General features: G+C 38.8%; 13 protein-coding genes and 1 pseudogene. 5 read left to right on the plus strand and 9 right to left on the minus strand.

Annotated elements, in window-relative coordinates:
- Positions 1-19: 19 nt before the first annotated feature.
- Positions 20-1,219, minus strand: a complete 1,200-nt coding sequence (gene hemW / locus HNQ69_RS04180; protein WP_183228824.1) for a radical SAM family heme chaperone HemW — start codon at positions 1,217-1,219, stop codon at positions 20-22.
- Complete coding sequence (gene rdgB, locus HNQ69_RS04185; RefSeq protein ID WP_183228825.1) at positions 1,216-1,863, minus strand: RdgB/HAM1 family non-canonical purine NTP pyrophosphatase; 648 nt, start codon at positions 1,861-1,863, stop codon at positions 1,216-1,218. The genes hemW and rdgB overlap by 4 nt, the downstream gene beginning before the upstream one ends.
- Positions 1,864-2,179: 316 nt before the next feature.
- On the opposite strand from rdgB, the gene hrcA reads away from it, so the two are divergent.
- On the plus strand, positions 2,180-3,250 hold the full coding sequence (hrcA, locus tag HNQ69_RS04190) for a heat-inducible transcriptional repressor HrcA (protein ID WP_183228826.1): 1,071 nt from the start codon (positions 2,180-2,182) through the stop codon (positions 3,248-3,250).
- A gap of 124 nt (positions 3,251-3,374) precedes the next feature.
- Positions 3,375-4,043 (plus strand): nucleotide exchange factor GrpE, encoded by a 669-nt coding sequence (gene grpE, locus HNQ69_RS04195; RefSeq protein WP_183228827.1) that lies wholly within the window; start codon positions 3,375-3,377, stop codon positions 4,041-4,043.
- 106 nt (positions 4,044-4,149) lie between these two features.
- Here the strand turns inward: grpE and thpR are convergent, their stop codons facing one another.
- The 6 genes from thpR to HNQ69_RS04225 all read right to left on the minus strand — a co-directional run bounded on the left by thpR (position 4,150) and on the right by HNQ69_RS04225 (position 9,208).
- A complete protein-coding gene (gene thpR / locus HNQ69_RS04200; protein WP_183228828.1) occupies positions 4,150-4,689 on the minus strand; it encodes an RNA 2',3'-cyclic phosphodiesterase in 540 nt (179 codons plus the stop codon).
- A gap of 633 nt (positions 4,690-5,322) precedes the next feature.
- Complete coding sequence (locus tag HNQ69_RS04205; RefSeq protein ID WP_183228829.1) at positions 5,323-5,619, minus strand: HPr family phosphocarrier protein; 297 nt, start codon at positions 5,617-5,619, stop codon at positions 5,323-5,325.
- A gap of 25 nt (positions 5,620-5,644) precedes the next feature.
- The gene (locus tag HNQ69_RS04210; RefSeq protein ID WP_183228830.1) at positions 5,645-6,034 is read right to left on the minus strand and encodes a PTS sugar transporter subunit IIA; all 390 of its coding nucleotides are present in this window, start codon (positions 6,032-6,034) and stop codon (positions 5,645-5,647) included.
- Positions 6,035-6,173: 139 nt separating this feature from the next.
- Positions 6,174-6,638 carry an HPr kinase/phosphatase C-terminal domain-containing protein gene (locus HNQ69_RS04215; protein ID WP_183228831.1) on the minus strand — a complete coding sequence of 155 codons (465 nt, stop codon included), beginning with the start codon at positions 6,636-6,638 and terminating at the stop codon, positions 6,174-6,176.
- A gap of 23 nt (positions 6,639-6,661) precedes the next feature.
- Complete coding sequence (locus HNQ69_RS04220; protein WP_183228832.1) at positions 6,662-8,446, minus strand: sensor histidine kinase; 1,785 nt, start codon at positions 8,444-8,446, stop codon at positions 6,662-6,664.
- A gap of 39 nt (positions 8,447-8,485) precedes the next feature.
- Positions 8,486-9,208, minus strand: coding sequence for a response regulator transcription factor (locus HNQ69_RS04225; protein WP_183228833.1), 723 nt, complete (start codon positions 9,206-9,208; stop codon positions 8,486-8,488).
- Between the two features lie 374 nt (positions 9,209-9,582).
- On the opposite strand from HNQ69_RS04225, the pseudogene lysM reads away from it, so the two are divergent.
- Positions 9,583-10,042: pseudogene (gene lysM, locus HNQ69_RS04230) on the plus strand (peptidoglycan-binding protein LysM).
- Between the two features lie 136 nt (positions 10,043-10,178).
- On the opposite strand, the gene HNQ69_RS04235 reads toward lysM, so the two are convergent.
- Positions 10,179-10,730, minus strand: coding sequence for a copper chaperone PCu(A)C (locus HNQ69_RS04235; RefSeq protein ID WP_183228834.1), 552 nt, complete (start codon positions 10,728-10,730; stop codon positions 10,179-10,181).
- 862 nt (positions 10,731-11,592) lie between these two features.
- Here HNQ69_RS04235 and dnaK point away from each other — a divergent pair.
- Positions 11,593-13,485, plus strand: a complete 1,893-nt coding sequence (dnaK, locus tag HNQ69_RS04240; protein WP_183228835.1) for a molecular chaperone DnaK — start codon at positions 11,593-11,595, stop codon at positions 13,483-13,485.
- 158 nt (positions 13,486-13,643) lie between these two features.
- Positions 13,644-14,789: a molecular chaperone DnaJ gene (gene dnaJ, locus HNQ69_RS04245; protein WP_183228909.1), complete on the plus strand. Its 1,146-nt coding sequence runs from the start codon at positions 13,644-13,646 to the stop codon at positions 14,787-14,789.
- Positions 14,790-15,317: the final 528 nt, after the last annotated feature.

A 15,317-nucleotide genomic window follows, 5' to 3' on the forward strand; every position in this document is an offset into this window, starting at 1 on the left:
GGTTAAAATCATAGAGGTTTTAACTTGCCAAGTGGCTAATGATGTGATCAAGAAGGATGCGTCCTTTGCTTGTCGCTTTTAAGTTCTGGTTTCCTAGCATTTCTACCAACCCTTGTTGTTGTAAATCTATCAGCTTTTCCATTGGTAAGCTTTTGGGGTTTAATATTTCATAACGCGAAAGATCCAAACCTTCGCAAAGACGCAAGCCCATGAGGAGCATTTCGTTTGCTTGTTGCTCTGTGGTCAAGTGTTCTGTCTCAATACAGCCATGCCCTGTAGTTTCGACCAATTTAAGCCAATGTTCGGGATATTTTTCATTTATTGTGACAAAACGTTCACGATGTTCAATGAGAGAGGAAGATACTTTTGAAGGGGCGGAGAATTGATTCGGTGAGTGCTCAATAAAGCGACCATGAGCCCCTGGACCAAAACCTGCATATTCATGATAACGCCAATAGAGAAGGTTGTGCGCTGATTCGGCCCCAAGGATTGCATGATTTGAGATTTCATAGGCTGGAAGTCCATGCATTGCGGTTATTTCTTGGGTAAGATGATAGAGGTCTGCTGCGAGTTCTGAATTAGGGAGGATAAGTCTTCCTGCGGTATGGAGCCGTTTAAAAGCTGTTCCTTCTTCGATCGTCAATTGGTAAAGAGAAAGATGATCTGCTGCGAGGTCAATGGCTTGAGAAAGTTCACATTTCCATTGTTCGAGTGTTTGTTCCGGGCGGGCATAAATTAAATCAAAGGATAAACGTGGAAAAATTTCCCGCGCTAAAGCAATAGCGTGAAGGGCTTGTTTCATATCATGAAGACGACCAAGTTGTCGCAGTGCTTTGTCATTGAGTGCTTGTACACCTAGGGACAAGCGGTTAACTCCTGCTGCACGATATCCGCGAAAGCGTTCTGCTTCCACACTTGATGGGTTGGCTTCCAGTGTGATTTCAACTTTATCATCGATTGTCCACTTTCTTGCAAGTGCTTGCAATAAAGCATCGACAGTCTGAGGCGTCATAAGAGAAGGTGTTCCTCCACCGATAAAAATACTCGTAATATGACGTGGGCCTATTTTATGGTACTGCGTTTCTATTTCGCGTTTAAAGGCGGTTACAAAACGTGGCTGATCAACGCTATGGACACGAACATGTGAATTAAAGTCACAATAAGGACATTTTGCAGTGCAGAAAGGCCAATGAATGTAAATGCCAAAAGATTCATTCATGAGAGTGTCAAAAATTTTTCTGCTAAAAGTTTGAAAGCCCGCGCGCGGTGCGAAAGAGGTGTTTTGTCCTTGAGCTTCCAGTCGTGTTTTTGTTCCGTTGACATTTCGCCAAAGGTATTTTCATATCCATCTGGTAAAAAAATGGGATCAAAGCCAAAACCTTTATCTCCACGTGGAGGCCAAATAAATGTACCTTCAACACACCCACGAAAATAATCTGCATGGGCATCAGGCCAGGCAATGCAAATAACTGATATAAAACGGCACTTTCTTTGATTTTTTTTATGTGCTCCTGTTTTTTGGAGTTCATCTTCTATTTTTTGCATAGCTTTTGAAAAGTCGCGTGTACCATCGGGTTGAAGAGCCCAGTCAGCTGTATAAACGCCCGGTGCTCCATCCAATGCATCTACTTCCAAGCCTGAATCATCAGAAAGAGCAGGAAGCCCTGTGTTTTTTGCTGCTGAAAGGGCTTTGATGTAGGCATTTTCTTCAAATGTTTTTCCCGTTTCTATTGGTTCAGGTAATCCGAGCTCCTTTGCGGATTGTATTGTTATACCGAAGGGAGCGACCAAAGAGGTAATTTCATGCAATTTACCAGTGTTATGTGTAGCAATAACGAGTTTTTTTGTTGCTATGCTTCTCAATGTATATTTCTCCAGAAATGAAAGGGAAAGATACCATTTTTATGCTGAAAACCAGTTTAAACACTCATGTAGACGAGTTCTACCAGATTTTATGTGATACAATTTTTTGCATATTTATTGATATTCCACCCAAATGAAATCTTTGATATTTTGTGAAGACAATGATTGAAAAGACATATAGCCGGTCCATTTTTTTGATGATAGTATTTTTTATAATAAAATATAATATGTTTTGCACTACTTTAAGATTATTTGACCAAACCTTGATAAAACTTATATAAAAGAGAAATGTTTTTTAAGTAGTGAATGAATTTTTATGAAGCACAAACCGATTGATGATGAACTAAAATATCTTGATGAGCGTTCGCGGGATATCTTTCGCCATATTGTGGAAGCTTACCTTAATGATGGTGAACCTGTAGGATCGCGAAATCTTTCAAAGCTTTTGCGACAGACATTATCACCCGCGACGATTCGCAATGTGATGAGTAATCTTGAACATCTCGGTTTGATTTATGCACCTCATGTATCTGCGGGGCGCATGCCGACACAATCGGGTTTACGATTTTTTGTCGATGCATTTATGGAAGCAGGTGATTTGCCAAATGAGGAGCGCGAAAATATTGAAATGCAAGTTAAAGAAGCTGGTCATGCACAATCAGTTGAACATTTTCTCGTCCAAGCGAGCCGCGTTCTTTCAGATCTTTCACGTGGGGCAGGGCTTGTTCTCGCAACAAAACATGAAGGAACATTAAAGCATATTGAATTTGTTCGTCTTGATGGCGAACACGCTCTTGCCGTTTTAGTAACGCAACAAGGTGGGATTGAAAATCGTATTGTTCATTTACCAGAAGGGGTTACCCATGCACAACTGACAGAAGCAACGAATTTTCTCAATGCGCATATTCAAGGGCGCACATTGCAGGAAGCTAAAGAAGAAATTGCACGTCTATGTTCAGAAACACGGGCTGCACTTAATCATTTGTCTCGTCATCTTGTTGAAACGGGATTAGCTCTTTGGGGAGGAGAAGATGCTAATCATAAAATACATCTTATTGTTCGCGGGCGGAGTAATTTGCTTGAAGATCTAAAGGCAGAAGAGGATTTAGAGCGTTTACGTCATCTTTTTGATGATTTAGAAACACGCGAAAGTATGGCGCAGCTTCTTGATTTAACGGATGAAGGTTCGGGGGTTCGTATCTTTATTGGTTCAGAGAATAAATTGTTTTCGCTTTCTGGTTCTTCTTTAGTGGTGGCACCTTATCGTGATTCACAACAAAGAGTTATTGGGGCCTTAGGGATTATTGGGCCTACACGGCTTAATTATGCAAGGATTGTACCTATGGTTGATTATACGGCTCAACTTGTATCACAACTGTTGCGTTAAAATGACTATATGAATATTTACACTATAGACGTTTGTTGTATTAAGATACGGAAATACCCCTTGATTTTTGTCTGTAAAGTTTCGATATCGAAAATAACAAATCTTATGAAGGAATGGAATTTTTATGTCTAATGAAAAAAACAAATTTACTGACGCTTCATTTGAAAATTGCGATTTAAAAAATCCAGTTGATCGCGATGCGCTTAAACACGCAGCTGATGAGTTTTTAAAAACGCGTGAAGCAGAGGCTCGCGCAGAGGTAGAGGTTGAAGAGGAAAAAAATGAGTTTGTTGATCCCTTGGCTGCTTTGCAAGACGAAAATAAAGAGCTGAAAGATCAACTTTTACGTCTTGCTGCAGATATGGAAAATCTTCGGCGCCGTACTGCACGTGATGTGGCAGATGCTAAGGCTTATTCAATTGCTAATTTTGCACGTGACATGTTATCTGTTTCTGATAACCTCAACCGTGCTTTGGAAGCAATTCCAGAAGGAGCAAAGGAGAATGATACTGGTTTGAAAACATTAGCAGAAGGCGTTGAAATGACTGAGCGTGCAATGATGGCAGCATTAGAACGGCATGGAGTGCAGAAAATTCATCCAGAGGGGCAAAAATTTGATCCTCACTTTCATCAAGCAATGTTTGAAATTCCTAATTCTGATGTTCCAGATAACACTGTTCAGCAAGTTGTTCAGGCAGGTTACATTATCGGTGAACGTGTTTTGCGTCCGGCTATAGTGGGTGTAGCCAAAGGAGGAACAAAAGAAGTGTCTGCTGAATCTGATTCGGCTTGAAACGTATCAGTGATAACGTCTCCAGCGCAAAATATGACATAAATAGAATCCCGCATTCGTAAAGCACTTTTATCAAAGAGAGTCTTAAAGGATGTTTTAACGCCCTTTATCCTTGAAGTTTCCACTTTCCTTTTACAATATACAGGGCATCGCTTAGAGGGGATGGCGATAAAAATAAAACAAAATGTTCAATCTCGAAGGGAGGAAACAAAAAATTACCTCGGGAAGACAGGTAAGAAGAAAGATCCTCGGGCTTAATATCACGTAGTCGTGCGAGCGTAATATGTGGAATAAATTTTTTTTCATCAGGTGTTAAGCTCAAGCTGTTTCGAATAGATTGCATTTTTTCGTGTAAAAGGTTGAGGGTCTCACAAGGCTTAATGTGCACAACAAGAGAATGTGGAGCGTTTTGCGAACCAAAAATTTCAAAATCCTTTGCTTGTAATACAAAAGGAGGGATTTTTATTGTGTCAAAGGCACGCATAAGTTTATCTGCTACGGTGCTTTCAATTTCACCAAAAAAAGATAAAGTAATATGAAAATTTTGCGGGTTTATCCACTGTGCGTTTGGTAAGCCATTTTGCAGTGATATGAGTGCTTGTGTTGTTTTTTGAGGAATCTGAAGTGCACTAAATAGACGAGGCATGATAACTCCTTATAGTGAAAAAGTGTTGCTTCAAACGCGATGGTGAATCAGTTGAAAGCAAAGCCCACTACTAAAAATAAGGCAAATGATGTAGAAAAATAATGTCTAAAAAATGTTTACCATAATGATGAAGTGAATTCACAAAACTTATTAATCTTAAGTGAAGTATTATAATTCCAACAAAAGTCGTATGTGCATAGATCTTATCACAAAATATGTTTTTGAGGGTTGCTTGTTGTTTTCATTATCAACGCCACAAATACAGTTAAAATAGAAATATAAACAGATTTTTGATTTTTAAGTCAGCTTTATATTTGTTAAAAAGAAACTCACAGTTGCTTTAGCGTATCCAGTAAAGTGTGAATGTTTCTCTTTCCTATAAATACTTAATCATGTATGTTAAGAGTTGTAACAGTCATAATATACACAACAAGCATTCAAGTTGGCCAAATATCATTAAGGAGAAAGCGAATAGAGATATCGTGCACAACACAATCTCTACAAGCATTTATGCTTATGATACTGTAATGTCAAATCTAGACAGATATGAACGGTGATACTTAAAAAACAAGAGAATTAATCAAATTCTTATTTCAAGGATGATCAACTATGTCTCTATTTTTGTGAGAAACTCTAGTTCTCCTCTCCAAATTTATTATTGATGAGTTTTTCAAGGGCATTGAGGGCGTCAGCTGCTTCTGGTCCTGAAACGCGTATAGTGAGGTTACAACCGGGAGAGGCTGCTAACATCATAAGTCCCATAATTGATGAACCACCAACGATTTTACCATCTTTTTCAACTTCAACAATGGCATTGAAATTGTCAACAGTTTGGACAAATTTTGCAGAAGCACGTGCATGCAACCCACGTTTATTACGAATATTGAAATGGCGGCTTAGTTTAGATGGAAGAGGGTCTTTGGAAAGCATCAGTGTTTAATTATCCGCTATAAAATTATACTGGTACATTAATATATTTACGTCCTGCTTCTTGCGCTATTCTTAAAGCTTCTGATAATGAAATATCAGGACATTGACGAATAGAAATCAGTTTAATGAGCATAGGGAGATTAACACCCGCAATCATTTCAACGCGTCCTTTTTCAATAGCAGGAATAGCTATATTTGATGGTGTTCCACCGAAAACATCTGTTAATATGATCACACCATGGTTTGTATCTGTAGAGGAAACTGCGGCTATAATATCGCCCCGGCGCTGATCTATGTCATCATCGGGATAGATGCATATTGTTGCAAACTTTTCTTGTGCTCCAACAACATGTTCCACAGCGTGTAGAAATTCAACAGCTAGCTCACCGTGCGTTACAAGCACGAGTCCAATCATTTACACACACTCCTGTTAACTAAAGATCCGACCATATTCTATATTGGTGGGAAGGATATTTTACAAGGCTTTGTCCTGCTGCCAAGAAAAATTTGCAAAAAAAAAGCAAAAATAACGATTTTTTATATTTTGAAAAAAATTAGACAGATTTACACCATATTTTTCTAAAAAAGAATGCTTCAATAGCCTGACAGATGGCTGTACAGTCGGCTTCACGAAGGCTAGGAAGTTTTAAAAGAGGAATGTGTAGATCTGCAAATTGAAAAGTTTGATTTGTGGAAAAGCGCTCATATTCAGGACCGAGAAGAATAACACAGTCGATGACTGTTTGTCTTTCAAACTCTATCGTATAGAGACCAACACCACGAATCTCAATACCGCCTTGTAAACCTTCTGGAGTATAGCCGTGGAGTTTTCCATTTTCTACACGGAGCATTGTATAGTCATCACTGATAAGTTTCGCTTCACGCTTTGACCACTCAGCACGGTCAAGCAAAGAAAGAGTAAGAGTTGATTTTCCCGATCCCGATGGGCCTATAATCAACAGGCCCTTTCCTCCTAGTTGAAGGCAGTTTGCGTGTAATAGTTCACTTTTTGTTTTCATACCTTTTACTTTGAATAAAAGATTTATTTAGCAAAGGGAAGCGTGATAATAAAGCGTGCACCAGTTTTACGATTTCCAAGTTTTGGGTCAAAAATATTTTCGGCTGTAATTGTCCCATTATGAGCCTCAATGATTTGCCGACTAATAGAAAGACCGAGGCCTGAATTTTGACCAAAAGCATCTTCGTTTGGTCGATCCGTATAGAAGCGTTCAAAAATACGTTCAATATTCTCTGAACGAATACCAGGGCCATTATCTTCAATAGTTAAAATGAGGCTTGAGGCATGACTTTTCATAGTTATAAAAATTTTACCACGGTCATAGGGAATAAAGGAACGTGCATTTTCAATAAGATTGGAAATAACTTGGCCTAAACGAAGTTCATGGCCCAACACAAGATAGGCTTTTCCATGAGGCCGTGGGGCAATATTAAGATTTATATCAATAGTTTGCGTATTCCGGTATACTTCTTGAACAGCATGAACAAGACTTTCCAATAACGGTACCATATCAACGATCTGTGCGGTTTCACGGGCAAGCTCTGCATCGAGCCGCGAGGCATCGGAAATATCAGTAATCAAACGATCAAGACGACGCACATCATGCTGAATAATTTCAAATAACTGTTCTTGCGCTTCTTCATTTTTAGCCAGTGGGAGTGTTTCAACAGCACTACGCAGTGAGGTAAGCGGGTTTTTTAATTCGTGGCTCACATCAGCAGCAAAGCGTTCAATGGCTTCAATACGCATATAAAGGGCATTGGTCATATCACGAATAGAGGTTGAAAGATGACCAATTTCATCTTCACGCATTGAAAAATCAGGAATTTCAACGCGCTTATTATTTCCATTGCGCACACGGTTAGCAGAGGCAGATAATTTACTCAGTGGATGTGCAATCGTGTGGGCTAAAAATAGAGAAAGTACCAGAAGCACGCTACCTACAACGACAAAAACTTTAAAAATAACCAGTCTTTCGCCTTTTACAATATTATCAATATCTGAACCGATTGTTGAAAGAAGAAGTGCACCCACTACTGCACGATAGCGTTGAACAGGTACAGCAACAGAAACGATTAATTGACCTTGTTTGTTACGCCGTTTGGCAGTGGCAAGAGACCCATTTAATGCTCGATACACTTCTGGGTAAGCGATACTACTGTTTTTCCCCCTTTCTCTATCAAGAGTGATACCACTGCTATAAAATTTATCTGAAAACCATGAAGTGAAACGTTCCCACATGTTTTGTTCAGTTTTAAGTGGGGGTAAGTCGTAGCTAAAAACTTCGCCACTAGAATAAAGCACACGCGAATCGAGAAGTAGAGTAGCATCACGATCGTAGATACGTGCCCTCGTTGTTTTAGGAGTGATGAGACGTCGTAATAGAGGGGCAACTTGTTCAGGGTTAATAGGAAAGTCCCAAGAATCGGTTGATTGAGGTGCGGGTGTAACGCTTTCTCCAGCTTGTAACTCTAAAAGTTTTTTGGGATCAATAAGAATAGAATTTGTATCTACCGTTGCAGAAGCAGCAATGGCTCCAGCGATAATTTTTCCTTGTATGCATAAACTTTTGATTTTTGCTTCAATTAAACCATCACGAAATTGATTAAGGTACAAAATACCTGTAACCAAAACAGCAAGAGCAGCAATATTTAAAATAACAATGCGGCGTGTAAGACTGGAAAAAAGCAATTGTCTGAGGAGACGTTGTATCTGAAGATGGAAATGAACAAACATCGGAAATAGTGTCGAAAATATTCCGTTTGGCGCCGTTTTTTGTAAAGTTTCCACTTGAGTATCTTTTGTCATCGATTTGATCGCCGTTCAGACTTTTGCGACAAAATAGTTTTATACTTCGTGGAAACGATATCCTACACCATAAAGTGTTTCAATCATTGCAAAGTCATCATCCACTTGTTTAAACTTTTTACGCAAACGTTTAATGTGACTATCAATGGTGCGGTCATCGACATAAACTTGATCGCTATAGGCAGCATCCATCAAAGCATCACGACTTTTTACAACTCCTGGTCTTTGTGCTAAAGTCTGCAGAATCAAAAATTCTGTAACAGTTAGGATAACAGGTTTATCTTTCCATGTACAGGTATGACGCTCTTGATCCATTACAAGATCTCCACGTTTAAGAGAAGAGGTAGGAGAAGCTCCTGTTACAAGCGGTTGGTTGCGTGTATTTGATCGGCGCAGAATAGCTTTCACGCGTTCAATAAGAAGACGTTGAGAGAAAGGTTTGGTAATAAAATCGTCAGCTCCCATTTTAAGACCAAATAGTTCATCAATTTCATCATCCTTAGAGGTAAGAAAGATAACAGGAATATCGGATTTTTGACGCAATCGGCGCAAGAGTTCCATTCCATCCATTCGGGGCATTTTAATATCAAAAATAGCTAAATGTGGGGGATGGAGTGTTAAACCTTTAAGTGCAGATGCTCCATCCGTATAACTTTCAACCCGATAGCCTTCTGTCTCAAGCGCAAAAGATAAAGATGTCAAAATATTGCGGTCATCATCAACAAGTACAATCGTTTGCGTGATTGTTGGTGTATCCTTCATGGTTTCTTAGACCTTTCTATTGCCGTGGTAGCAAACTATCCACGCTATTTATATGGGAGTTCACATTTTTTTTGCAAAACAAATGTGATACAAACTATAGCAGATTAAAACCCCTTACATTTTTACAGTAAAAGCTTGTTTTATCTTTGCAATTTTATAATGATTTTGTACGTGTTAAGATCCCTTCCCTTGAGAGAAAATTTTAAGAGAGATTTTTTTTTATCAAATTTTATTGTTATTTTTGTTTCAGAATTGAACAGGTTTGTTTTTGATTGTTAAAGTTTAGAAAATTCGCCTATCTTTTTTAAGAGCAAAGAAAACAGTATAGTGATATATGCGCAAAAAGTTTGCTTTCACTCTGTGGAAAGGAGGGCATAACGGGATTTTTTAATTTTATTAAAACGGTTGGTGAAAAGCTGGGCATTGGAAATCATGAGCCAGAAGAAAAGGACTTTAAAGCTGCATTTGCTAATTTTCAATTTGGCACCGAAAAAATGAATATTCGAGTTGAAGATGGTAGAGCTATTTTAAGTGGTGAGGTTCCAGATAGGGAAACATTTGAAAAAGCAGTTTTGGTTGTTGGCAATTCGCAGGGTATCTCTGCTATTGATCTTAATCAATTAAAGATTTCAGATACTTCACCTATGAAGGCTTCTCGCTTTTATGAAGTTAAATCTGGTGATACTCTTTGGAAAATTGCTGAAGAAGTTTATGGACCAGGTCAAGGTGATAAAAATACATTTTTTTGAAGTCAATAAGTCAATGCTAAAATCTCCCGATAAGATTTATCCTGGGCAAGTTTTACACATTCCTGAAATTAGTAGCCGTGCTTAATTAACACAGAGGATCAGTTTTTATTTCTTTACAGTATGTTTTATTGCGGTAAACAATAATAATAAGGAGTGTGGAAAAAATTTTCACACTCCTTATTATTATACTGAAATTATTGACTGAATAGCGATGCAAGAACTTAATGAGCATGAGCTGATTTAGAAGGTGATCCGTCTATAGCATTTACAGAGAAATCAATTTTAATTGTTCCTGCTTTTTCAAACATCAATTTTGCGCTGATTTTGTCACCTGGCTCGAATGGTTGTGAAAGTCCTATAAACATAATATGATTACCACCGGGCTTAAGGGTAATTTCGCCATTACCCGGAATTTCAATTCCATTATGCATGTGTTCCATTTTCATAATGTCGTTGACAACGGCCATAGAGTGGATTTCTGTTGTTTGTACTCCTTCTGTTGAAACAGAGATCAGACGATCAGGGGTATTGCTATGATTAATGATGTAGAGATAACCGTTGCCAACTTTTATACCCTTAGGTGTTGCGCGCGTCCAAGGATTAAGAATTTCTATGTCTCCAACTTTATATTGCTGAGCGGTTGCGGGTAGGGCTATACAAGAAAAGAGAAAAGCCCACATGAAATTTGTTATAATCTTTTTGACTGGATATTTTGCGTAAGTTGTATATTTAGATACGAGACTTTTTGTTTTTTTGGCGATAAATATTATCATTGATTTACCCTCCTTCATTAGATTCATTTTTGAATGCTTCTTTCTATTTTTAGCAGAGTTTTTGTGCAAAATAAAAGAAAGAATTGCCAGAATGATACGAACGAGGATAGAGTGCACAGATTCTTTGGTTTTGGGGGAAGGCGATAAAGTTTAAAGTGATGGTGCACTTAGATGCGAAAGTGCCTTCTTACTATATTTGCAAATTTAAATGTAGGTAAAGAGAAAGTCATATCAGGCGGATCAAAGCATAGCTTTTAAATAGTGGTAAATAATGAGGTGGTTAGAAGTAGAGCTATTGAACATTGATGGACAGCGCAACTATGGGCATTTGGCAATATGATATTTCTTATGCTACCTATCTATAGCATTAAATCCCATGTTTATTGATTGCATGATTTGACGGCTATTATAGAGTTTTTTCAGGGAAATTGTGCTATTCGTAACATAAATTACGCGTATTTGAGCGGTATTCCAGAAAATTTTACGTGAGAATCTCATTTATTTATGAAGGATCGAAGAAGAATGCGTAGACATTATCTTTATCTTTTTTATAGGTTGATATGTTTATCAGAATCGTTGGAAAGATATGCTACAATATCTGCATTATTGGTCAAGAGAGTATTTTCGCATAAGTAGAATGCCTATTTTAAAAGAAAAGTTTTATTTTGGGAATGTTTCTCTCATTGTTCTCTTGTAGCGATAAAAGCCTGTTCTTATATACGAAGCAGAAAGGCTTGTTGCAACTTGTAGTTTATAGTTTGTGTAACTTGAAGTGCAGTACGGGCTTTAAGTGTTATGAGGAGCTGTCTTAGAAAGATGCTTGATGAAGGTTGAGGTAGCTTGCTGAAATGGAGATTATAATATGGCAAAAGTAATTGGTATTGATTTGGGGACGACTAACTCTTGTATCGCTGTTATGGATGGCAAAAGTGCAAAGGTTATTGAAAATTCAGAAGGAGCGCGGACAACGCCTTCTGTTGTTGCCTTTACTGATGGGGGAGAACGGCTTGTTGGGCAGCCTGCTAAACGGCAGGCGGTTACGAATCCTGAAGGAACGATTTTTGCAGTTAAACGTCTGATTGGGCGCCGTTTTGATGATCCCATGGTTGAAAAAGATAAAGTACTTGTGCCTTATAAAATTGTTAAAGGCGATAATGGTGATGCGTGGGTTGAAGAAGCTGGTAAGAAATACTCGCCGTCACAAATTTCAGCTATGATTTTGCAAAAAATGAAAGAAACTGCAGAATCTTATCTTGGTGAAAAAGTTGAGCAGGCAGTTATTACTGTTCCTGCTTATTTCAATGATGCACAACGTCAGGCTACCAAAGATGCAGGTAAAATTGCTGGGCTTGAGGTTTTGCGGATTATCAATGAGCCAACAGCTGCTGCTTTAGCATATGGTTTGGATAAAAAAGACGGAAAAACGATTGCTGTTTACGACCTTGGCGGGGGCACATTTGACATTTCTGTACTTGAAATTGGAGATGGCGTTTTTGAAGTTAAATCGACCAATGGAGATACTTTTTTAGGCGGTGAAGATTTTGACATGCGCTTGGTCGGTTATTTTGCTGATGAATTTAAAAAAGAACAAGGGATTGACCTGAAAAATGATAAACTGGCATTGCAGCGTCTAAAAGAAGCAGCAGAAAAAGCAAAGATTGAACTTTCTTCTTCACAACAGACAGAAATCAATTTGCCATTTATTACAGCAGATCAATCTGGTCCCAAGCACTTAACAATGAAATTAACTCGGGCGAAATTTGAATCTCTCGTTGATGATTTAGTGCAGCGCACTATCGAGCCTTGTAAATCTGCGCTAAAAGATGCAGGGTTGAAAGCTGGTGAGATTGACGAAGTTGTTTTGGTGGGGGGTATGACGCGTATGCCCAAGATACAGGAAGTTGTACAAAGCTTCTTTGGTAAGGATCCACATAAAGGCGTTAATCCCGATGAAGTTGTGGCGATGGGGGCTGCCATTCAAGGGGGGGTATTGCAGGGTGATGTAAAAGACGTGTTACTTTTGGATGTAACACCTTTGTCTTTGGGTATCGAGACGTTGGGTGGGGTTTTTACACGTCTCATTGAACGCAATACCACGATCCCAACTAAAAAGTCACAAGTCTTTTCGACTGCTGATGATAATCAAAATGCTGTGACAATTCGTGTTTTCCAAGGCGAGCGCGAAATGGCTAACGATAACAAGTTACTCGCTCAATTTGACCTTGTTGGTATTCCACCAGCACCGCGTGGTGTGCCTCAGATTGAGGTTACTTTTGATATTGATGCGAATGGTATTGTCAATGTTTCAGCCAAAGATAAAGGAACTGGTAAAGAGCATCAAATTCGTATTCAAGCATCAGGTGGTTTAAGTGATGCTGACATTGAAAAAATGGTAAAAGATGCAGAAGAGCATGCAGCTGAGGACAAAAAGCGCCGTGAAGGTGTTGAAACCAAGAATCAAGCGGAAGCTCTTATCCATTCAACGGAAAAATCGCTTAAGGAATATGGTGATAAAGTCTCTTCTGAAGAGAAAGAACAGATTGAAACTGCAATAGCTGATTTGAAGTCTGCACTTGATGGTACTGATATGGAAGCTGTAACAGCAAAAATGCAGAAATTAGCAGAAGTCAGTATGAAGCTCGGACAGGCTATGTATGAAGCGTCACAAGCAGCAACAGCTGACGCTGAAATAGAGACAAAGGATGATGATGTTGTCGATGCTGATTTTGAAGAAATTAATGATAAGAAGAAATAGTGTAAGCAAATGCATTGATCAATTAACAAACCCGGCCTTTGAAATATAAGGCTGGGCTTTGTTATTTGAGATGAGTTGCAACATTATTACAAAGAATATAAATTGAAAACAAATGTTATCCATGAAGATGGATGAAAAAGAATTATCAGGAATACATGATGAAGGCTGATTATTATGAAATTCTTGGCGTGACTCGCGAATGTGATGATAAAAAGTTGAAGTCTGCTTTTCGTAAGCTAGCAATGCAATATCATCCTGATCGCAACGCGGGGGATAAAGAAGCAGAGCGGAAATTTAAAGAAATTGGCGAAGCTTATGAGGTTCTTAAAGATCCTCAAAAGCGTGCCGCTTATGATCGCTTTGGTCATGCGGCTTTTGAAAATAATGGGCGTGAGAGAACAAATCCCTTTGGTGGTTTTGCTGCCGGTGGTGGATTTGCTGATATTTTTGAAGATTTTTTTGGCGAAATGATGGGAGGGATGCATCGCAAGCGCAATGATGGCCGCGAGCGTGGTGCTGATCTGAGTTATAATATGGAAATAACTTTGGAAGAGGCATTTTCAGGAAAAACTGCGCAAATTAATATCCCGAGCTCCGTTATTTGTGATGCCTGTGAAGGATCAGGCGCGAAAAAGGGCTCTAAACCACAAGTTTGCGGAACTTGTCATGGAGCTGGTCGTGTGCGTGCAGCACAAGGTTTCTTCTCTATCGAGCGCACATGCCCTGCATGTCATGGACGTGGTGAAACTATTACAGATCCATGTCCCAAATGTCAGGGAACAAGACGGGTAGAAAAAAAACGTTCATTGAGTGTGAATATTCCAGCTGGTATTGAAGATGGTACTCGTATTCGTCTCTCTGGAGAAGGAGATGCTGGTATTCGCGGTGGCCCTAGCGGTGATCTTTATATTTTTCTTTCCATTAAACCCCATGAATTTTTTCAGCGAGAGGAGGCAGATCTTCACTGTCGCGTTCCCATTTCAATGGTTACAGCTGCTTTAGGAGGTGAGTTTGAGGTTTCTAACCTTGATGGTGTCAAAGCACGTGTTAAGATTCCAGAGGGTACACAAAATGGACGTCAATTCCGTCTTAGGGGCAAGGGTATGCCCATGTTGCGTCGTCAACAAGCAAGGGGTGATCTTTATATCCATATAACTATTGAAACACCGCAGAAGTTAACACAGGAGCAGCGCGAATTGTTGCAAAAGTTTGAGAAGCTTTCAAATCATGAAAACTCACCACAATCACACGGTTTTTTTTCACGTATGAAAGAATTTTTTGAAAATATCTCGGGACAGAATTAATGAGTTTGCACCAGAGTTCATTGTGAGAAGAGGATGTTTGAGAGATTAATTTTAATTAAGGTTTCTATTGTACTGAAATCTCTGGAAGGATGAAAACTCTTCTTTCTTGAAGAAAGAAGGGGAGTGTAAATAAGTTTCCTCGATAGAAAAGAGGGTCCTGTACAGTATATACACAACAAGTTCTATGATAAATCTCACAAACTTGTAGCTTGAAGCCCTTTTGTGCCTTCGATTTTTATTGGCCGTTTTTTAGGATACGTTTCTATTTCAGGTCTGGGCTCTCCGTTTTATTTCATAGTTTTATGAATGAGCTTTTTGGGTATCTATGAAATTTGAACAACAGCTCATCTTCGTAACAATTCATTGAATACACAGACAATATTTCCAGCTTCAGTTTAGCAAGATTTTAATACATGCATAATTTTTATCTTTCTTTTTTGTAATTTTTCTTAAGTTTGTCATCCAAACATTTCATTGGAATGTGCATGCTACAATTGCTTTGTTAACGACAACACTTTATAGAATTGT

Origin of the sequence: Bartonella callosciuri (assembly GCF_014203215.1) — a bacterium.
Taxonomy (GTDB): Bacteria; Pseudomonadota; Alphaproteobacteria; order Rhizobiales; family Rhizobiaceae; genus Bartonella; species Bartonella callosciuri.